This is a genomic window from Psychrobacillus syltrankelensis (assembly GCF_055454035.1).
This window is the reverse complement of record NZ_CM144227.1, coordinates 2,372,077-2,390,915: the sequence shown is the minus strand read 5'-3', so window position 1 is coordinate 2,390,915 and position 18,839 is coordinate 2,372,077. Positions and strand designations below refer to the sequence as shown.

At 37.5% G+C, this 18,839-nt stretch carries 25 protein-coding genes; 17 read left to right on the top strand and 8 right to left on the bottom strand.

All coding sequences use genetic code 11. The annotated features are described in order from the left end of the window. The first annotated feature begins 806 nt into the window (after nucleotides 1-806). From ACTSKG_RS11510 to ACTSKG_RS11465, 10 genes are read left to right on the top strand one after another with little or no spacing between them, the layout of a single operon-like run. Nucleotides 807-1,358 carry a biotin transporter BioY gene (locus tag ACTSKG_RS11510; protein ID WP_464754763.1) on the top strand — a complete coding sequence of 184 codons (552 nt, stop codon included), beginning with the start codon at nucleotides 807-809 and terminating at the stop codon, nucleotides 1,356-1,358. Between the two features lie 32 nt (nucleotides 1,359-1,390). Continuing rightward, nucleotides 1,391-2,872, top strand: a complete 1,482-nt coding sequence (locus tag ACTSKG_RS11505) for an AMP-binding protein (protein WP_464754762.1) — start codon at nucleotides 1,391-1,393, stop codon at nucleotides 2,870-2,872. Continuing rightward, nucleotides 2,869-4,020 (top strand): thiolase family protein, encoded by a 1,152-nt coding sequence (locus tag ACTSKG_RS11500; protein ID WP_464754761.1) that lies wholly within the window; start codon nucleotides 2,869-2,871, stop codon nucleotides 4,018-4,020. The genes ACTSKG_RS11505 and ACTSKG_RS11500 overlap by 4 nt, the downstream gene beginning before the upstream one ends. After that, nucleotides 4,017-4,400, top strand: coding sequence for an FAS1-like dehydratase domain-containing protein (locus ACTSKG_RS11495; protein WP_464754760.1), 384 nt, complete (start codon nucleotides 4,017-4,019; stop codon nucleotides 4,398-4,400). Before ACTSKG_RS11500 ends, ACTSKG_RS11495 begins: the two co-directional genes overlap by 4 nt. Next, entirely contained in the window at nucleotides 4,393-4,737 is a 345-nt protein-coding gene (locus tag ACTSKG_RS11490; protein ID WP_464754759.1) for a MaoC family dehydratase, read from the top strand. The genes ACTSKG_RS11495 and ACTSKG_RS11490 overlap by 8 nt, the downstream gene beginning before the upstream one ends. Continuing rightward, on the top strand, nucleotides 4,734-5,552 hold the full coding sequence (locus ACTSKG_RS11485) for an SDR family NAD(P)-dependent oxidoreductase (RefSeq protein ID WP_464754758.1): 819 nt from the start codon (nucleotides 4,734-4,736) through the stop codon (nucleotides 5,550-5,552). The genes ACTSKG_RS11490 and ACTSKG_RS11485 overlap by 4 nt, the downstream gene beginning before the upstream one ends. A 4-nt stretch (nucleotides 5,553-5,556) precedes the next feature. Further along, nucleotides 5,557-6,357, top strand: coding sequence for an energy-coupling factor transporter ATPase (locus ACTSKG_RS11480; protein ID WP_464754757.1), 801 nt, complete (start codon nucleotides 5,557-5,559; stop codon nucleotides 6,355-6,357). Beyond that, the gene (locus tag ACTSKG_RS11475; RefSeq protein ID WP_464754756.1) at nucleotides 6,342-7,199 is read left to right on the top strand and encodes an ATP-binding cassette domain-containing protein; all 858 of its coding nucleotides are present in this window, start codon (nucleotides 6,342-6,344) and stop codon (nucleotides 7,197-7,199) included. Before ACTSKG_RS11480 ends, ACTSKG_RS11475 begins: the two co-directional genes overlap by 16 nt. Further along, nucleotides 7,192-7,995: an energy-coupling factor transporter transmembrane component T family protein gene (locus tag ACTSKG_RS11470; protein WP_464754755.1), complete on the top strand. Its 804-nt coding sequence runs from the start codon at nucleotides 7,192-7,194 to the stop codon at nucleotides 7,993-7,995. The genes ACTSKG_RS11475 and ACTSKG_RS11470 overlap by 8 nt, the downstream gene beginning before the upstream one ends. After that, complete coding sequence (locus ACTSKG_RS11465) at nucleotides 7,996-8,304, top strand: CHY zinc finger protein (protein WP_464754754.1); 309 nt, start codon at nucleotides 7,996-7,998, stop codon at nucleotides 8,302-8,304. Between the two features lie 88 nt (nucleotides 8,305-8,392). Here ACTSKG_RS11465 and ACTSKG_RS11460 read toward each other — a convergent pair whose 3' ends face one another. The 4 genes from ACTSKG_RS11460 to ACTSKG_RS11445 form a co-directional block, all read right to left on the bottom strand. Then, nucleotides 8,393-8,734, bottom strand: a complete 342-nt coding sequence (locus tag ACTSKG_RS11460) for a zinc ribbon domain-containing protein YjdM (RefSeq protein ID WP_464754753.1) — start codon at nucleotides 8,732-8,734, stop codon at nucleotides 8,393-8,395. A 189-nt stretch (nucleotides 8,735-8,923) separates the two neighbouring features. Further along, complete coding sequence (locus tag ACTSKG_RS11455) at nucleotides 8,924-9,322, bottom strand: hypothetical protein (RefSeq protein WP_464754752.1); 399 nt, start codon at nucleotides 9,320-9,322, stop codon at nucleotides 8,924-8,926. 20 nt (nucleotides 9,323-9,342) lie between these two features. Further along, the gene (locus ACTSKG_RS11450; RefSeq protein ID WP_464758017.1) at nucleotides 9,343-10,533 is read right to left on the bottom strand and encodes a class I SAM-dependent rRNA methyltransferase; all 1,191 of its coding nucleotides are present in this window, start codon (nucleotides 10,531-10,533) and stop codon (nucleotides 9,343-9,345) included. A 56-nt stretch (nucleotides 10,534-10,589) separates the two neighbouring features. Further along, nucleotides 10,590-10,712, bottom strand: a complete 123-nt coding sequence (locus tag ACTSKG_RS11445) for a hypothetical protein (RefSeq protein ID WP_464754751.1) — start codon at nucleotides 10,710-10,712, stop codon at nucleotides 10,590-10,592. Between the two features lie 74 nt (nucleotides 10,713-10,786). Here ACTSKG_RS11445 and ACTSKG_RS11440 point away from each other — a divergent pair, with 74 nt between their 5' ends. Then, on the top strand, nucleotides 10,787-11,023 hold the full coding sequence (locus ACTSKG_RS11440; protein WP_464754750.1) for a hypothetical protein: 237 nt from the start codon (nucleotides 10,787-10,789) through the stop codon (nucleotides 11,021-11,023). A gap of 38 nt (nucleotides 11,024-11,061) precedes the next feature. Next, nucleotides 11,062-12,828: a DNA helicase RecQ gene (gene recQ / locus ACTSKG_RS11435; RefSeq protein WP_464754749.1), complete on the top strand. Its 1,767-nt coding sequence runs from the start codon at nucleotides 11,062-11,064 to the stop codon at nucleotides 12,826-12,828. Here the strand turns inward: recQ and ACTSKG_RS11430 are convergent. Next, nucleotides 12,813-13,034, bottom strand: a complete 222-nt coding sequence (locus ACTSKG_RS11430; protein WP_151698452.1) for a DUF2187 family protein — start codon at nucleotides 13,032-13,034, stop codon at nucleotides 12,813-12,815. The two genes, recQ and ACTSKG_RS11430, sit on opposite strands and share 16 nt — an antisense overlap. Nucleotides 13,035-13,207: 173 nt before the next feature. Between ACTSKG_RS11430 and ACTSKG_RS11425 the strand changes: the two genes are divergently transcribed. The 5 genes from ACTSKG_RS11425 to ACTSKG_RS11405 all read left to right on the top strand — a co-directional run bounded on the left by ACTSKG_RS11425 (nucleotide 13,208) and on the right by ACTSKG_RS11405 (nucleotide 17,433). Next, the gene (locus ACTSKG_RS11425; RefSeq protein WP_464754748.1) at nucleotides 13,208-14,644 is read left to right on the top strand and encodes a DEAD/DEAH box helicase; all 1,437 of its coding nucleotides are present in this window, start codon (nucleotides 13,208-13,210) and stop codon (nucleotides 14,642-14,644) included. 229 nt (nucleotides 14,645-14,873) lie between these two features. Continuing rightward, on the top strand, nucleotides 14,874-15,962 hold the full coding sequence (locus tag ACTSKG_RS11420) for an AI-2E family transporter (RefSeq protein WP_464754747.1): 1,089 nt from the start codon (nucleotides 14,874-14,876) through the stop codon (nucleotides 15,960-15,962). Between the two features lie 16 nt (nucleotides 15,963-15,978). After that, a complete protein-coding gene (locus ACTSKG_RS11415; protein WP_464754746.1) occupies nucleotides 15,979-16,431 on the top strand; it encodes a PH domain-containing protein in 453 nt (150 codons plus the stop codon). A gap of 12 nt (nucleotides 16,432-16,443) precedes the next feature. After that, nucleotides 16,444-16,830, top strand: coding sequence for a DnaJ family domain-containing protein (locus ACTSKG_RS11410; RefSeq protein WP_464754745.1), 387 nt, complete (start codon nucleotides 16,444-16,446; stop codon nucleotides 16,828-16,830). Nucleotides 16,831-16,893: 63 nt separating this feature from the next. Further along, nucleotides 16,894-17,433: a biotin transporter BioY gene (locus ACTSKG_RS11405; protein ID WP_464754744.1), complete on the top strand. Its 540-nt coding sequence runs from the start codon at nucleotides 16,894-16,896 to the stop codon at nucleotides 17,431-17,433. A gap of 38 nt (nucleotides 17,434-17,471) precedes the next feature. Here ACTSKG_RS11405 and ACTSKG_RS11400 read toward each other — a convergent pair whose 3' ends face one another. The 3 genes from ACTSKG_RS11400 to ACTSKG_RS11390 form a co-directional block, all read right to left on the bottom strand. Beyond that, nucleotides 17,472-17,681, bottom strand: coding sequence for a hypothetical protein (locus tag ACTSKG_RS11400; protein ID WP_464754743.1), 210 nt, complete (start codon nucleotides 17,679-17,681; stop codon nucleotides 17,472-17,474). Further along, nucleotides 17,671-17,985 (bottom strand): DUF3243 family protein, encoded by a 315-nt coding sequence (locus ACTSKG_RS11395; RefSeq protein WP_464754742.1) that lies wholly within the window; start codon nucleotides 17,983-17,985, stop codon nucleotides 17,671-17,673. Before ACTSKG_RS11395 ends, ACTSKG_RS11400 begins: the two co-directional genes overlap by 11 nt. A gap of 79 nt (nucleotides 17,986-18,064) precedes the next feature. Further along, nucleotides 18,065-18,751, bottom strand: a complete 687-nt coding sequence (locus tag ACTSKG_RS11390; protein WP_464754741.1) for a hypothetical protein — start codon at nucleotides 18,749-18,751, stop codon at nucleotides 18,065-18,067. Nucleotides 18,752-18,839 lie beyond the last annotated feature (88 nt).

Below are 18,839 nucleotides of genomic sequence, written 5' to 3'. Positions count from 1 at the left end.
AATTAACTCATTTTTAAAAAAAGAAAGATTATTAATTTTGTTCTATGAATCTAGTATTAATAGTATTTTTCAATACTATTACATGAATAGGTCGATCTCCGCTACAGTCGGACGCTTTCCAGGGGGCATGCATCAAGCCGCTTCCCTTGCTCCTGCGGTTTCTCATCTCAGAAAAGATATGCTCCTGCGCAATCTCGTCGCAAAAATTAATCTCGCCGTGCGAGAGGACTGGGTCTTGATTTGCTCGCTAATCCACTAGGTGTTACACCTTCCTCTCCATTCAACGGTACAAATAATAAAGACAAAATGCGTTTTCGAAATAATGAACTGGCACTTATTTTTGCTTATCCATATGGCATACGGAATCAGAGAAAAAATAGGTAGAATCTAAGGTAAAGAAGCGCTGAGCGGACGAAATTGTATCTTCGTCCGCTTTTAAAAGAGTAGAAAAGTATAAATTCTCTAATTAGCTAAACAAAACGCATCATGTCCTTACAAATTCCAAGAGGGCGACGGACAAACATCCGCCACAAGATTACCGAAAAATGGATTGTGAAGTGACGCAGTCACTTCACGATCCACAAAAAATCCAACGGTAATAGTGTAGCCAATGTTTCGTCCAAAGCACTCTAGAAATAGAGAAGGCAAGATGCACTTAAAGAAAAGACCAACGTGAAAATGAGTTAACCTAAAATAAAAAAGTGTTTACACAAATAAAATTGCAAGCTATTATAAATTTAATACATAGATGTCGACTTCTAGTAGAAATATTTCATAATTTTACATAACGACAGGAGAAATATAAGATGACAACAAAAGAGATGGTATTTGCCGCATTATTCGCTGCATTAATAGGAGTATTGGGGATGATTCCTCCGATTCCTCTGGGCTTTATCCCAGTACCAATCACAGCACAAACGCTAGGCGTTATGTTAGCAGGCTGCTTTTTAGGAAAGAAAACTGGTGCACTTAGCTTGGTTTTATTTATCGTATTAGTCGCTTTAGGTTTACCTTTATTATCAGGAGGACGTGGCGGTGTTTCATATTTAGTAGGACCGTCCGCAGGATACATTTTAAGCTGGCCAATTGCCGCATTTTTTATCGGATTTGCTATAGAAAAAGTATGGACAAAGCTAAAAGTATGGAAAGTGATTGTTATCAATATTATTTTTGGCGTTATACTTGTTAGTTTAATTGGTGCACCAGTAATGGCCATCATCACACATACATCTGTCTGGGCGGGACTTGTGGGTGCTACTGCATTTTTACCCGGAGATTTAATTAAAGCAATTATCGTAGCTATTATTGCTATACAACTAAAACCTGTTAGTCCGATTGAGCAGAAATTGAACAACTAACAGATAGATGATGAAATAGGTGTGAGGAAAAGATGAATCTAGCAGAACCATTATTACGTTATGCAACAGAGCAGCCAGACAAAATTGCTTTAACAGATGGGGCTGATTGTCGTACCTATTCGGAATTAGTACTAGCGATGAAAAAAATTGCGCATGGTTTGCAAGAAAATGGATTTGTGCATGAAAAAATTGCGATATTATCAACGAATCGTATGGAATTTGTAGAGGTTTTTCTAGGTGCTATTTATGCTGGATGTATTCCTATTCCTCTAGATCCTAAATGGAGTACAAATGAAGTAAGAGCCATCCTACAACAATGTCAGCCAAAAATGATTTTTGCAGAGCCTGCATTTGCAACAAATCTAACTTTGCAGGACAGTGAGATTCAAACGCTGACCTTTTCGGAGGAGGAAACAGGATCCTATGACAAATGGTTAGCTCGTTTAAATCCAATTGCTGAAATAGTTAACACCAGTGAATTACTATTTATCGGTTTTACCTCAGGCACAACAGGCATACCGAAGGGGTATATGCGTACACATTTGTCGTGGATTAAAAGCTTTGAGGCGACCGTAGAGGCATTCCAATTCGACAATATGGAACATATATTAGCTCCAGGTCCGTTCGTTCAGTCCTTGTCGTTATTCGCTTTAATGCAAAGTCTATATTATGGTGCTACTTTTCATATCGTACATAAATTTAATGCTCATGAGGTATTAACGCTTTGCAAACTGAATCCAAATGCCATTTTGTTTGTCGTTCCAACGATGATTGAATCGATGATGCAACAGGCTGTTCCGGGGCAAACGCAAATTCAAGCGTTAATCAGCTCTGGTGCCAAATGGTCAAAGGAATCGAAGAGAAGAGCTAAGGAGATATTTGGAGAGGCAAATTTATACGAGTTTTACGGTTCGTCCGAAGCGAGTTATATCAGTTATTTGGATGTCTACGAAGAAAACAAATCCAATTCTGTAGGAAAACACTTTTCAGGTGTTCAGGTATCCATTCGGGACGAACAATTTCAGGAAGTTCCGAATGGAACTATTGGGCAGCTTTACGTTCGAAGTGACTTGATGTTTTTAGGTTATCATCATTTGCCGGAGGAAACGATGGCGGTTTTTCGAGAAGGTTGGCTTATTCTTGGAGATTATATGTATATGGATGAAGATGGCTATTTGTATTTGGCAGGTCGAGCAAAAAATATGCTCGTATCTGGTGGTCTGAACATTTTCCCAGAAGAAGTAGAATCCGTACTCCTACAGATTCCAGCTATTCAAGAAGTGATGGTGCTCGGGGTACCAGATCCATACTGGGGAGAACGGGTGGTGGCACTTGTGAAGTGGAATGGTCAACAACGATTATCATTAAAAGAAATAAAAGATTATTGTCGCAAGCATTTAGCAAACTATAAAGCGCCTAAGCAACTCATAATAGTGGAACATTTTATCTATACGGGCAATAGGAAATTGGCACGCAAGGCGATGAAAGACTATGTGGAGAAGGTGAAAGTATGACAGAGGCTGTGATTGTCTTAGCTAAACGTACGCCAATAGGAAAGATGGGCGGCAAATTAAGCACACTTGAACCAGAGAAATTATTAGCACCACTCATTAAACATATTTTGGCAGAAGTAAACTTACCAAAAGACATAATCGATGATGTAATCATTGGCAATGTAGTTGGGCCAGGAGGCAATATTGCACGAGTTTCAGCTTTAGAAGCAGGTCTTCCTTTCACAGTACCTGGAGTTACAATCGATCGGCAATGTGGCTCTGGTTTAGAGGCAATTAATATTGCTGCGAGATTAATTCAAAGTGGTGCTGGAGAGGTTTACTTAGCTGGTGGTGTCGAAAGTACGAGCCGTGCACCTTGGAAAATGGCTAAACCGCAAACTTTAATGGGCGTCCCGCAGTTATATACACGTGCTCATTTCACTCCAAGCACTTACGGTGATCCAGATATGGGTATTGCAGCTGAGAATGTCGCTAGAAAATATGTTATTTCAAGAGAAGAGCAGGATCGATTTTCCTTGGAAAGCCATCAAAAAGCTACTTACTCTCAACAAACTGGACGGTTTGATCAAGAGATTGTACCTCTTCAGGTTAAGGGAGAATGGATTACAGAAGATGAATGCCCAAGATCTAATACGAGCATGGAAAAGCTGTTAAAGCTACCACCTGTTTTTCAGGAACATGGTACCGTTACTGCTGGGAATGCATGTCCGCTCAATGATGGGGCTGCTCTTGTATTAATAATGTCACTTGAAAAATGCCGTGAGCTAAATCTTAAGCCTATTTTGCGCGTAGTAGACGCTCAGGCAGCAGGTGTCGATCCAAATTATTTAGGCATCGGCCCTATTCCCGCTGTACAAAAGGTGCTAAAGCGTCAACAACTTACTGTAGATAATATTGACGTGGTGGAATTTAATGAAGCATTTGCTTCACAAGTGTTAGCTTCCCTAAAAGAGCTTCAAATTCCACTACATAAAGTGAACCGAGGGGGAGGTGCACTAGCAATTGGCCATCCATTTGGCGCATCTGGTGCAATGTTAATGACGCGTCTATGTGCTGAAATGTTACATAATCCATACAAAAAGGGCATTGCCACACTGGGTATTGGCGGAGGTATAGGTCTCGCAACGCTTGTGGAGTCAGTCGAATGAAAAGTCTACATCAACAGGTTTATATGACCGATGAGTGGATTTCACGCTATGCTCAAAGTATCGAGTCTCCTGTGCAAACTATCAATGGCAAACTGATTGCACCGGCGACAATGCCTATTATTTTTTGGCAAGAATTCGATATTCCTTGGCTGAAAAATGGAACTCCGTTGATTCATGGGACTCAACAGTTTTCATATAAATCTCCCATTATAGAAGGAATGACATTAGACTGCGAATTAATCTTAACGAAGGTGGCAAAAAAAGAAGGTAAACAAGGCATGCTTACTTTTTTTACACATACGCTTGAGTGTAACTACCGAGGAAACCTTATTGTCACGGCGGAAACTGTACTAATTCAAGTAGGTGAACAGGATGAATAAAATAGTTACTACTGAAGCTATCAAGCGATACGCAGCTGTTTCCAAAGACACGGCTGGCATTCATATAGACAAGGAAGCTGCAGAAAAGGCTGGATACAACCGACCTATTGCACATGGCATGTACCTCATGGGGTTGGCGCAATCACTGTATTTAGCAGATCATCCAACTAAATGGATTGAAGAATATAAGATGAAATTTCAAAAGTCACTTCTAGTAGATTCTGTCGCGATATTTGATTTTAAGTCAAGTGACTGTAATATCGAGGTGACCGTTACAGCCGATACTTGCGACGTAATTGCTTCGGGATCTTTTTCAGTAAAGGAGTTGGAGCAATGAAAAAAGTAGCGATCATTACAGGTTCTACTAGGGGTATTGGGCGTAGCATAGCTATTCATCTTGCCAAAACTAACTATGAGGTCGTAGTAAATGGCACTAAACAAAAATTAATCGATGAAGTGGTTCAAGAAATTCATCTTGCTGGTGGGGAGGCAATGGGATTTCTTGCTAATGTCGCCGATCCTATCGCAGTCACTGCGATGATTGATGCCGTCATGGCTCAATATGGTCGTATAGACGTGCTGATTCCTAACGCTGGCAATTTACATGATCAAAAATGTATACGTATGACGGATGAAGAATGGCAGTCTGTACTAGACGTACATTTGAATGGTGCTTTTTATAGCATCCAGAGAGTAATCCCACATATGCAAAAAAGTGGTGGTGATATTCTATTAATGACTTCTACTGCTGGATTATCGGGCTCTATTGGACAAGTAAATTATAGTGCTGCAAAAGCCGGAGTGCTCGGTATGCTATGGACACTTGCGGAGGAACTAAAACGCAATCATATTAGAGTAAATGCCATTTCACCAGCTGCTTTAACGGATATGACTAGACCCGTAATAGAACATGTGAAAGAGAAATATGCGAGTAAAAACGAGCCATTTCCGGAATTCTGGCAAATTGGCGAGGCAGATGATGTTGCTCGTTTTGTTGTTGCATTACTTGCGCAGAAAGATGAAGATTTAACTGGTGAAATTTTTGGCGTAAACGGTTCAAAGGTGACGAAGTGGGAAAAGCCTATTCCTTCATTTTCAGCGGATAGCATAGAAGATTTTTTCACGACATGGCGCAATCAAAAAGGGAAGTGATTAAATGCTTACATTTGAACATGTTCATTTTTATTATAAACAAGGGCAGCCTGTTGTAGAGGATGTTAGCTTTACGATTAAAGCAGGAGAGTTTGTCTCAATCGTCGGAGCAAATGGTAGTGGAAAATCCACCATTGCTAAACTAATGGATGGACTATTGTTGCCAAAAAAAGGAACTGTAAAACTCCAACAACTAGACACGTCAAAACCAGTTGACCTTGCCGAAATCCATCAACAAATAGGTTTTGTTTTCCAAAATCCAGAAGACCAAACCATCACCACAACCGTCATGGATGAGGTGCTTTTTGGATTGGAAAACATTCGCGTTCCAAGGGAAGAAATGCGTAGTCGAATGGATCATGCGTTACAAGCGGTTCATATGGAGGATTATCTTGATGCGATGCCGCATCAGCTGTCTGGTGGTCAAAAGCAACGTGTAGCAATAGCTGCTATTTTGGCGATGCGACCACAAATAATTATTTTCGATGAAGCGACTTCTATGCTGGATCCGCAGGGAAGGGAACAGGTGCTATCTATAATGCATAAATTGCATCTCCAAGGCATGGCGATTATTCACATTACTCATCATATGGAGGAAGTGCTATCTGCAGAGCGCATTTTACTTATACATAAAGGTCGACTTCGATTTGATGGCGATCCACTAACCTTTTTTGAAACAATATCTGTTAAGGATTATCAATTACAGCTGCCATTTGCAGTGCGTTTACATCAAACACTCCAATTAGAAACGCCAATTCGTGCAGATTGGAAAGAGGGGATTCGCTCACAATGGTCTATCAATTAAACAATGTATGTGTGAACTATGCCCATCAAATGGCTCTGAAGAATGTCAGTTGTACGATTCAAGAAGGTAAGTGGATATCCGTTATTGGTCAAACAGGGGCTGGGAAGTCTACTTTCGTCAAAGTGTTAAAGGGTTTGATTGCCACCATTGACGGTGAATATTTAATTCATCAGCAGTCCGTAAAAAAAGATGCCAAAGGACGATTAAAAGTCATTCCGGAAATCGGTTTCGTTTTTCAATATCCGGAGCATCAGCTATTTGAAACAACAGTGTATAAGGAGCTTGCCTTTTCACTGAAGCAACAGGGCTTATCACAAAAGCAAATAACAGATGCTATTTTAAAGATTTTACCGCAATTAGGCTTGTCGGAGGAAATGCTTCCATTAGCTCCGTTCCAGCTAAGTGGGGGACAAAAGCGCAGTATAGCCATTGCTTCTGTACTGATGACGGAACCGAAGCTTCTTATTGTGGATGAGCCAACAGCAGGACTCGACCCAGTCAGCAGAGTAACTCTATTGCAGCTTTTAAAAGAATGGCAGCAACGAGAAAACCGGACTATAATCTTCGTATCCCATCGAATGGAAGATGTAGTTGAATATTCGGATGAAGTCATCGTATTGCACGAAGGACGTCTAATAGGACAATTTGACACAAATCATTTATTTTTGGATCAGTCATCGTTACTAGAGAAACTAAGTTTGTCGCTACCGGAATCGATACAGTTCCTAAAGTTGGTGGAGGAATTATCAGGGCAGAAGATTGAAGTTGCAAGCTGTAGAGAGAATGATATTCTTGAAAAAGTTATGCCGCTTTGGAGTTCAAGGGGGCTTCTAAATGTCTAATACCGTTTTAATAGGTCAATATTTGGAGACGCATTCCGTTTTTCACCGACTAGATCCAAGGACGAAAATTTTAAGTATCTTTATTATTATGCTGAGTTTCCTAACGTTAGAGACAGTGGTTAGTTATGTAGTCGCTAGTCTTTTTGTTGTTGGAATATTGTTAATATCCAAAGTTCCGCTGCAAGTTTTTGGACGAGGTCTGAAGCCATTATTATTTATTTTGACGTTTACCTTTGTATATAATGTGCTACTCACAAAAGGGACAATCATCTGGTCTTGGTCATTCATGGAGGTGACCCAAGAAGGGCTAGAAAATGGGATACGCTTTGTCGCGAGAATTATTTTACTCGTCTTATTAGCTTCTGTTTTGACGTTAACGACAAAGCCTCTTGAATTAGCCAGAGGTCTTGAAAAACTACTAGCTCCGTTGTCAAAATTCAAAGTGCCAGTGGAACAGTTTTCATTAATGATAGTCATTGCCATACGTTTTATCCCAACAATCTTGCAAGAGCTTGATCGGATTCTTCTTGCTCAAAAAGCCAGAGGATATGATATGTCGGCACTATCGCTACCAAAACGTATTTTTTCTTATATTCCAATATTAATTCCTCTTCTCTTTACAACAATCCAACGTGCAGAGCAGCTGACATACGCAATTGACGCGCGTGCATATGGAAAAGGCAAGGGAAGAACTCAATATAAGATTTTGCAATTTCAGCGAATCGATTACATAGTTGGGGCGGTCGCCGTTTTATTAGCGTTAACAATGGTACTAATAAAGTTAGGGGGAATATAGATGAAAGTCTATGGTGCTGTCGTGGACAATGAAACACGTTGTACACATTATCATACGGAAAAAGATATTATCGCCATAAAGTTTAAATGCTGCAATCGATACTATCCTTGCTACAAATGTCATGAAGAAGATGCAGACCATAATATCGAACGTTGGCCACAGGAGCAGTTTGACGAATCGGCCATCCTTTGTGGTAGTTGCCATACGGAATTGACGATTAATCAGTATATGCAAACGGATAGCTGTCCACATTGTGAGGCAGCCTTTAATGAGAGATGTACCGCACATTACCCAATTTATTTTGAATGATCTGCTTCAAAATAAATACTCCCAAGAAGTGTGTGAATTCCTTCTAGGGAGTTTTACTTTTAAGTATCGAAATATACGTTACATAAACCTATATTTTTTTGACAAATTCCGATTTTAATTTCATAGCTCCAAAACCATCAATTTTACAATCGATATCATGGTCGCCGTCAACTAAACGAATACTTTTAACTTTAGTACCAATTTTTAAAGTTGATGAACTTCCCTTTACTTTAAGGTCTTTTATGATGGCTACTGAATCGCCATCGTTTAAGATATTACCATTTGCATCTTTAACTATCTTCTGTTCTTCACTATTTGTAGTTTCTGCCTCTAAAGTCCATTCATGTGCACATTCTGGGCAAACAAAAAGACTACCATCCTGGTAAGTGTATTCTGAATTACATTTTGGGCAATTTGGTAAAGCTGACATAGTTCAATTCCTCCGTTCGTTTGTTCAAGTTCTCTTTAAGACATATATGCATTTCTATGTATGCTTCTATAGTGCCATAGTAAATCTGAATTGACAAACTTCCTAAGGATTTTGAAAGATGGTAGCATACGTAATTGCGCATAAATAAAAACCCAATAGAGATTAGTTCTAATGGATTCACATTTATAATCATGGAAGGGCTTCTTTTCTAACAATCCCTACTATCAATAAAACTATTCCAATGACAAAAAAGAGGGGAAACAACAACATCATCATACCAACCGCTGCAAATCCATCACCCTCGATAATACCAACAATAATGCTAATGATCCAACCGAGAAATGGCGTAATAATAAACATGGTAATAAGTCCCCAAATGATCAGCTTTCTTTTAATGCTCTTTTTTAAAGTCAAAATAAACCCTAGAAATAAGCCTCCAAAAAGAATTAAACTTGCAAGAACAATTGCAATGATAATTATGTGATCCCCTCCAAGCATAAACACAATTTGTTTAAATCTAATTATTCGGACGAAAAAATAAGATGTATGTTCCAAAATAAAAAACGAAACAGATGAAATTTTCCCCATCGCTCCGTTTTTCTATTTCATTATTTTGTCCGTATAAACAGTACTTTCAAATAATTTCCTTCTTTAAAAAGCGGAGATGTTCTAAAATCACTTGGAAGTGAAAATTCCTCTTCAATTGTATATTTACGATTACTTTCTTTAAAAGCCTTTTCCACAAATGTTTTAAACTTTTTCATGCCAAAGGTAGCGTTGTTTGTAGATGCAACGATAACTCCATTTTTCTCGGTTATTTCAATTGCATCTCTTAGCAATTTTGTATAGTCCTTGGCAGAGCTAAATGTATATTTCTTTGAGCGTGCAAAGCTTGGTGGATCAAGGATTACGACATCAAAAGCTAATTCTTTTCGCTTGGCATATTTAAAATAATCAAAAACATCCATTACGATGATGTCTTGTTTCTCTACATTAATTCCGTTAACTTCAAATTGCTCCGTTGTTTTGCTTAAGCTTCGTTTTGCAAGATCGACACTGGTCGTTTTAGCAGCACCTCCAGCTGCTGCAAACACAGAAAAAGCACCAGTATAAGAAAAAGTATTCAATACAGTTTTTCCTTTTGAATAAGAATCACGAATCTTTTTCCGAACGTCTCGCTGGTCTAGAAATACACCAACCATTGCTCCGTCATTCAAATAGATTGCGAAATTGAGACCGTTTTCCTTCACGATTAGTGGAAACTCACCACGATCCCCTTTTACGAAATCATCGTCTTCCACATATTGACCCTTCGTATCAAAACGTTTCTTCTCATAAATTCCTTTATACGAAACTGATGCGTCAATTGCCTCCAAAATCATTTCTTTAAAGGAGTATATTCCTTCGCTGTACCAGCTCAATAAATAGAAACCATCGAAATAGTCGATTGTCAATCCGCCAATTCCATCGCCTTCTCCGTTAAATACACGGAAAGCAGTCGTATCGCTACTACTATAGTAATCCGCACGATTCTTGATAGCTGCAGCTATTTTCTTTTGAAAAAAGGATGCATCAATTTTTTCGTTTTCATTTTTCGATAGAAGCCAGCCCATCCCTTTATTTTGAATTCCAACATAGCCTTTTCCTATAAATTTGCCAGTAGGATTTTGTAATTTCAAAATAGACCCTTCTTCTAAAGAATCAGCTTCATGAAACCCATCTTTTAATAGAATAGGAACTCCTTTTTGTAGATCCTGTGCAAGTGCATCTTTAACTTTTACATCTATTTCATTTTTCATCATTGTCATAGTCATCCTCAAAAATCATTTTTACTCATTATCTCATAGTATCTCACTTATTCGCTCGTTTTATTATTTTCTAGCTTTTTCACTCTTTTTTCCAGTTTGTTATATTTATTTGTCGCATCGATTGCGAATACAAAGGCGATAATGGCAAATATAAAAGCTGTTGTTCCCATATGTGGTTCGCTCCTCTCTACCTATATTCTTATGGTACAATATACTATACGTATGTATTGGGAGGAAGTTCGCTATGAAGAAATCTAAAGTCATCGTACCTATTATGGTCGTAGTTGCTGTGCTAGCAACGTTTATTCTAAACCAAGATGATTATAATGAAGTAACTATTATAAATAAAATCCTAATCATTGCAGGTGCAGCAATTGTGTCCTCCATTATAGGATATTTCCTACTTGGATCAGATATTGATAAAATAGATCCAAAACCAACCAAAAACATGTTAAACAACAAGAAGGGAAGCAGAAAGTAATCTGTTTACCCTTTTTTCTTAAGGGAGGAGTGACTCAATTGTTAGAAAACGCACGTCAGTTATTACAAACATACTTTGGTTATGATTCCTTCCGAGAAGGACAGGAAACCATTATAAACTATGTGTTAGAAAATAAATCAAGTTTATGTGTAATGCCAACAGGGGGAGGTAAATCTCTTTGTTATCAAATTCCTTCCTTATTGATGGAAGGCACGACAATTGTTATTTCACCATTAATATCACTTATGAAGGATCAAGTAGATACATTATTACAGGCAGGGATTCCGGCTGCTTTTATTAATAGTACATTAACTGCTGAAGAAGTAAGGGAAACGATGGAAGAAGTACAAAATGGGCATTATCGTTTACTGTATATTGCACCTGAAAGATTGGAATCACAAAGCTTTTTAAGTCAATTAAAGCGCGTCAAAGTGCCATTAATTGCAGTAGATGAGGCACACTGTATTTCCCAATGGGGACATGATTTTAGACCGAGTTACCGTTCTATTCATCGATTAAAGGAAGTTTTTGAGGAAGCCCCAGTTGTACTTGCTTTAACTGCCACAGCTACTCCAGATGTTCGAGCCGACATATGTCGAATACTTCAAATTGAACAAGATAATACAGTGATTACAGGATTTGCTCGCTCAAATTTATCTTTTTCAGTTGTGCTAGGACAAGATAAAAATCGTTTTTTGAAAGACTTTATTAAAAAGAATTCGCAAGAAGTAGGTATTATTTATGCAGCTACTAGAAAGACAGTTGATCTTCTACATGAATTACTAATAAAGGTGGGTGTAAGCGCTGCAAAATATCATGCAGGTCTTCCCGAGGCATTTCGTAATAAAGAGCAAGAGCGTTTTCTGACGGATGAAGCGCAAGTAATGGTTGCAACGAATGCATTCGGTATGGGAATCGATAAATCAAATGTACGATATGTCATTCATTATCAACTGCCTAAAAATATGGAAAGCTATTATCAAGAGGCAGGAAGAGCCGGACGTGACGGGTTACCAAGTGAGTGTACCGTGTTGTATGCATCACAAGATGTACAGACACAAAGATTTTTAATTGATCAAGCGTTGGACCGTGAAAGAATTCCGCAAGAATTGGAAAAGCTACAAGGAATGGTCGATTATTGCCATACAGAAAATTGTTTACAACAATTTATCGTAAATTATTTTGGAGAACCAAATGGAGAGCCATGTGGTCGATGTGGAAATTGTACAGATACAAGGGAAGTTTCTGATGTTACAAAAGAAGTGCAAATGATTTTGTCTTGTGTTGTTCGAATGGGACAGAAGTTTGGGAAAACAATTACTGCTCAAGTGTTAACTGGTTCGCAAAACAAAAAAGTAATGGATTTTGGATTTACAAAACTATCAACTTACGGAATATTAAAAAACAAATCGTTAAAAGAAGTTTCTGGGCTAATGGAGTTTATGATTTCGGAAGGTTTACTTTTAGTCAATCATGGAAGCTTGCCGACCATTTATGTATCGGATGCAGGAAAGGATGTATTACTTGGGAAAAGACAAGTGATGCGAAAAGGAGTAGCAATAACAAAACAAATTGCGAAGAATGATCCATTATTTGAAGGATTAAGGGTGCTTCGGAAAAAACTTGCGGACGAAGCTGGTGTACCACCATTTGTTATTTTCTCAGATAAAACATTACAAGATATGTGTGTAAAGCGCCCGCAAACCGAAGAGGAATTATTAGATGTACACGGTGTAGGTGCTAATAAACAAGAGAAATATGGAAAAGTTTTTCTCGAGGAAATTAGTCGTTATAGCACAGTATAATTTTTATGGGATACTACTGTTAAATTGGAAGGAACATTAATTTTCTTCGCATCTTCAGTAGAAATTTCGACAATAACCGACTGCTCTAAAATTTTGAAAATAGTACCATGAACTTCGTGATCATTACGTGTAAAAGAGATCTTTTCATCAATTGACCTTGCTGCTACGAAGTCAGAAACTTCTTTTGGTTGTCGTTGGAAACTCATGTGATAACCTCTTTTCTAGTTTTATTCACGCAAAAAGCGATATATCAATTATACCATAGTTAACCTGTTATAATGTGATAAAGAGGTTATTTGTCGAAAGTTCTACAATTTTAAACATATAGAATGATGAATATTCAACGATCAAATAAGATTTAAAGAGGAGATTATGCATAGTGCATTTTAAAGAGTTAAATTTAGACGAAAAAATATTACGTGCCATCGAACAATTAGGCTACACAGAGCCAACAGAAGTACAACAAAAGGTAATTCCGGTTGCCCTTCAGAAACAAGATATTCTTGTAAAATCTAAAACAGGTAGTGGAAAAACCGCTTCATTCGCAACGCCATTATGTGAGCTTGTCGATTGGGAAGAAAACAAACCACAAGCATTAGTGCTCACACCTACAAGAGAATTAGCTGTTCAGGTACAAGAAGACATTACGAATATTGGTCGTTATAAGCGAATAAAAGGGCTTGCCTTGTACGGAAAATCACCTTTTGCCAAACAAAAATTAGCATTAAAACAAAAAACACATATCGTTGTAGGCACACCAGGACGAGTGCTGGACCATATCGAAAAAGGAACACTTGATGTATCTAAAGTTGAATACCTTGTCATTGATGAAGCAGATGAAATGTTAAATATGGGCTTTTTAGAGCAAGTGGAATCAATTATTAAATTATTGCCAAAAGAACGCACTACGATGTTATTTTCAGCTACTTTATCGGATGTGATTAAAAAACTAAGTAGTAAATACATGAAGCAAGCTGTATCTATTGAGATAGATGCTGCCGAAGAAAATGCTCCAGATATCGAGCATGTGAAATATGTAGTGAGGGAGGAACTGAAGCTTTCGTTCCTCGAAAAACTAACAATTATCGAAAACCCTGACAGTTGCATCATCTTTTGTCGTACAAAAGAACGAGTGGAACAACTCGTGGATGTGTTAGATGAAAAAGGGTATACGGCAGATAAAATCCATGGTGGAATGATGCAGGAAGACCGCTTTGAAGTAATGGACGATTTCCGTAGAGGAGACTTCCGCTATTTAATTGCCACAGATGTTGCAGCCCGTGGAATTGATATTGAAGACATTACACATGTTGTTCATTATGATGTGCCACTTGAAAAAGAAAGCTATGTGCATAGAACTGGTAGAACAGGACGTGCGGGTCGTAGTGGAAAATCGATTATGCTTGCAACTCCGCATGAGGACAAGTTTGTAAAAGAAATTGAAGATTATATTGGCTTTGAAATTCCTACAGGAGCGGAGTTCTCTGCGGAAGCAGTTGCAAAAAGTCGTGCTGCGTTTGATTTGAAAATGCAGGAGCAACCAGAAGTAAAAGAATCAAAAGGTGCACAATTAAACGCAAACATCACTAAATTATATTTCAACGGCGGCAAGAAAAAGAAACTTCGCGCAGTCGATTTCGTAGGAACAATTGCAAAAATAGAAGGAGTTTCCGCTGATGACATAGGTATCATTACAATTCAAGATAATGTCACTTATGTTGAAATCTTAAATGGCAAAGGCCCTCTTGTATTAAAAACGATGCGAAACACAACAGTAAAAGGCAAACTACTTAAAGTGCATATTGCTCATAAATAAAACGAAGAAGGTCAAGTGCCTTCTTCATTTTTTTTAGGAAGAGGAAGTACTTTTGGATAAGTGCCACATAAAACAGGGAGAGAAACACATAATTCTCTTGCCAGTGTGGATAGGTTACACTTAGTTGGACAATAAAAAAATGGTAAGATACTTGATAGAGTGAAACTTCAATCAATGAGAATCGTATAATAATAATAGAATTAGAAAATTTTGAGGATGTGAGCATTAGGTGGTAAATAAGCGTTGGTTTCAAGTAGGGGTAGCAGTACTACTTACGTTGTTAATAATTTTTATGTTTAGAGAAGTAAAAAGTATTTTTTCTCCAGTGGTTATTGTTGCACAAACAATATTTATGCCCTTATTAATAGGTGGTGTCTTGTTTTATTTAGCTAGACCACTTCAAAAATGGTTAGAGTCAAGGAAATTTCCGAGATGGTCAAGTATCATTTCCATATTCGTAGTCATTGGTCTAATAGGTTGGGGATTTTACGCACTCGTAGGTCCACCTCTTACAAAACAAGTAAGCTCACTTGTTGAAAATACGCCGGAAATTGTTAAAGAAGTAGAGGACTTTACTAAATATACTATTTCTCAAAAAGATAAGTTTACTTATCTACCGGAGTCAATACAAAAAACGATAAAAGAAGCAACTGGAAAGATTGATACGATTGCTGTTGTGGCAGGTTCTCTACTAGTAAAATTCGTTCAAAGTGTGTTCCAAGGACTATTCTTACTTGTTCTAGTGCCGTTTTTCCTTGTATATATGCTGAAGGATCACGAAAAATTTGCACCTTTTGTTGCCCAGTTTTTTAAAGGAGATAAAAAAACATGGATTCGAAAAACATTATCGGATGTTGACGATACATTGCGGTCGTATATTCAAGGTCAACTATTCGTTAGCTTTTTAGTAGGTGTAATGTTGTTCATTGGATATTTTGCAATTGGGCTTAAATATTCTCTATTACTTGCATTATTCGGAATGATGATGAATGTAGTTCCATTTTTAGGTCCTTATATTGCACTAGTTCCCGCACTAATCATAGGATTCCTTCAAGAGCCGAAAATGGCTATTTATGTTGTAATTGTAATGCTAGTCTCACAACAAATTGAAAGTAATTTCATCACTCCAAATGTAATGGGGAAATCATTAGATATTCATCCATTAACGGTTATTACGATAATTTTAGCAGCAGGAAATATTGCAGGATTATGGGGAATTATTTTAGGTGTTCCAACTTATGCAGTAGTAAAATCGATACTAAAAAACATTTATGCTCATCGGGAAGGAATAAAGGATGCTGCCACAGAATCTATATAGGTAGGTAGGTGATTGCATGACGTTTAAATCCAAGAGAGATCGTACTTTTATAATCTTAATTGTGTTGGTTAGTGTCTTAATTGCATTGGCAACGCTTTTGCCGGTAGTAATTGAATTGTTTATTATGGAAGCGCCAGATATGAAAGCTGTTTGGATTACGTCTGTAATTTTTCTATTATGTGAAGGATTCATTTTATGGGTTTCCTTTGATATTGTATACACGATTAAAGAAAATTCTTTAATTGTACGTGGTGGATTGTTCCGAAGTAATATCCCATTTGAGGATATTACGAAAGTGAATCCAACATCAAATATTCTCGTTGGATACCGAATTCTTTCCTCTAAAGATGCGTTAGAGATTCATTATAAAAAAGCGACAATGGGAAGTGTTATTATCTCGCCTGAAAATCAAGAAGTATTTTTGGAGGTTTTATTAGAAAAGGCGCCACATATTCATATTGTGAAATGAGGGTAATGGCTAATGGATAATGAAAATTTCAATAAACCGAGTAATGATTTAATCGGAGATATTTTAAGGAATTATGAAAAGACTGGCGGAATGGATAATTTAAAAGGTACAGGGAAACCACTGCCGAATGAATATTTTTCTGGAGACATCTTTCAGCACTTTCAAAAAATTGCTAAGGACGCAGGATTCAAACCACATTGGTTAAAATTACAACATGAGATTCGCGATGAATTAAAAGATATTGCCGATAAATACGCGAACGGGCAAAAGAGTGATTTACAATTCCGAGTAACAAAAGTAAACGAAAAGATTATAACTTACAATAAATCATGCCCGCCTCCTATGCAAAAAGGAACGGTCAGATTAGAATCAATCGAAGCAGCAAGTAATAGATGGTAAAATACAAACAGTGTCTCTTTTTCTTAGAGACACTGTTGTTCGTTTTAATCAGGGGGAAATAAAATGAGAAATGAAAGATTGAAAATGATGATTGTATCTGCGCTATTTGCTGCAATTATTGCCATTGCAGCGCAGATAATGATTATCATTCCACCAGTTCCATTTACGTTAATGACAATAGCGGTCATGCTAACTGCAACTATCCTAGGGAAAAAATATGGAACGTTAGCAGTGATTATTTATGTACTGATGGGATTAGTTGGGATACCTGTATTTGCAGGAATGAAAAGTGGTTTAGGAATTATCATCGGTCCAACTGGTGGATATCTAATTGCAATTATACCTGCCACTTTATTTATAGGGTGGTATCTTGAAAAATTTGGCCATACGAAAGGACAAGCAATTGTTGCAAATATGATTGCGGTTTTTATAATCTTACTAATTGGTACAGTTTGGTTAAAAGTTGTAGTGGATCTTCCTTGGAATGGTGCTTTTAAAGGGGGAATGATGCCGTTTATATTGCCGGATCTTGCAAAGGCGATTGTAGCCGCATTGTTGGCGGTAGTCATAAGAAATCGTTTAGTCGCTGCAAAATTAATATAAAAAACAAGCTCCGAGGTGGTTCGGAGCTCATTCTTTTTTTAGGGGTATCGTTCTTCGCTTAAAGAACGATTTTTTGTGTGGTGGTGGTAGTTTTCGTCTTGCACTTTCATGTTAAGTTCTTCGACTTGAATGGCATCTACAGTTTGCATATCCTTATGCATATCGAATAGACTTTCTTTCGTTGTTCGGACACCATCTGGATTGTCTAAAAATGGACCTTTAGCATCCTTACGATCTTTAGCCTTCATTTTTAACGAGGTTCAATAGCATATGGCTTAGTGCATGTTGCTCTTCTTTGTTTCCACTAATCCATAATTGTTGCAAAAGATATTCTTCACGATTTCGAGGTTCTTCATGATTCGCTAAATAACCAGCTACTTTTTCAGTTGCCTTCGCTAATGTCTCTTCACTTAAGCCCATTTTTTCTCCAGCAGATACTTTGCCTGCTAAATAGGATTTAAAAGAAGAAAAGTTTTTTAATATTTCTTCTTTTTCTTCAGTGCCGATACTATTTAACTTATTCTCGACGCGTTCATCTATCTTGTTTCCCAAGCTTCCTCACTCCTTTAATATTAGACTCTTATTAGCTATTCCCAAAGGATGATTAAACATGCATGGAAAAATGATAAATTTAGTTTGGGCAATATCCGCACCTTTGTAATCCAGGAACATCTTTTGAAAAACAACAAGTAGTACGGACTGTTGTGTTCATTAATTTAGAAGGCTGTTGTCCTCTCAAATATTTAGCCAGATGAGATTTAGCAGTAAATGATTTCCATATATTCTCGTCTTGTAATAAATCCCAATCAATTTTAGCTTGTTCAGCAATTACAGGATTTTCTAAAAAAACGTAGTAATGCCACAATAAATAACCAAACACATTTTCCCAAAGTGTCAGTGGAGATATACTGCATTGTGCTCGAAGCTGCTGGATAATGGAGAAACATTGATGTTCCCAAATAAGTTGAATATCTTCCGCACGATGTTCCTTTACTTCTCGAAAGTATTCTCCCGATACATACGTGCTAATTGTCTTATTGCCATACTCAGTAGTTGCGAAAAATTGTAAGAACTCAAGAGGACCATCCCATATTTCATCATACATTGTCATCATATGGAACTGCATCGAGATAAACATTCCAACTCTCCGCATAAAAAAGGATGCTGCAATAGGGTCATTTGGAGCTCCGGAAATTAATTTAATAATGGGAAGTGAGCTTTCAACGTTTTTGGCATGAAAGATTGGTACACTAGTCGGCTCCAAATAGACACTATAATTATTCAGTTGTCGAATTTGATCGTTCGTTAAAGTTGTCATAAGAATAGTATACAATTTTTTTGAATTATTGTTGACATTTTAAATGAAAATGATTATCATTACCATATAGAGAAATACTCTTAATGTT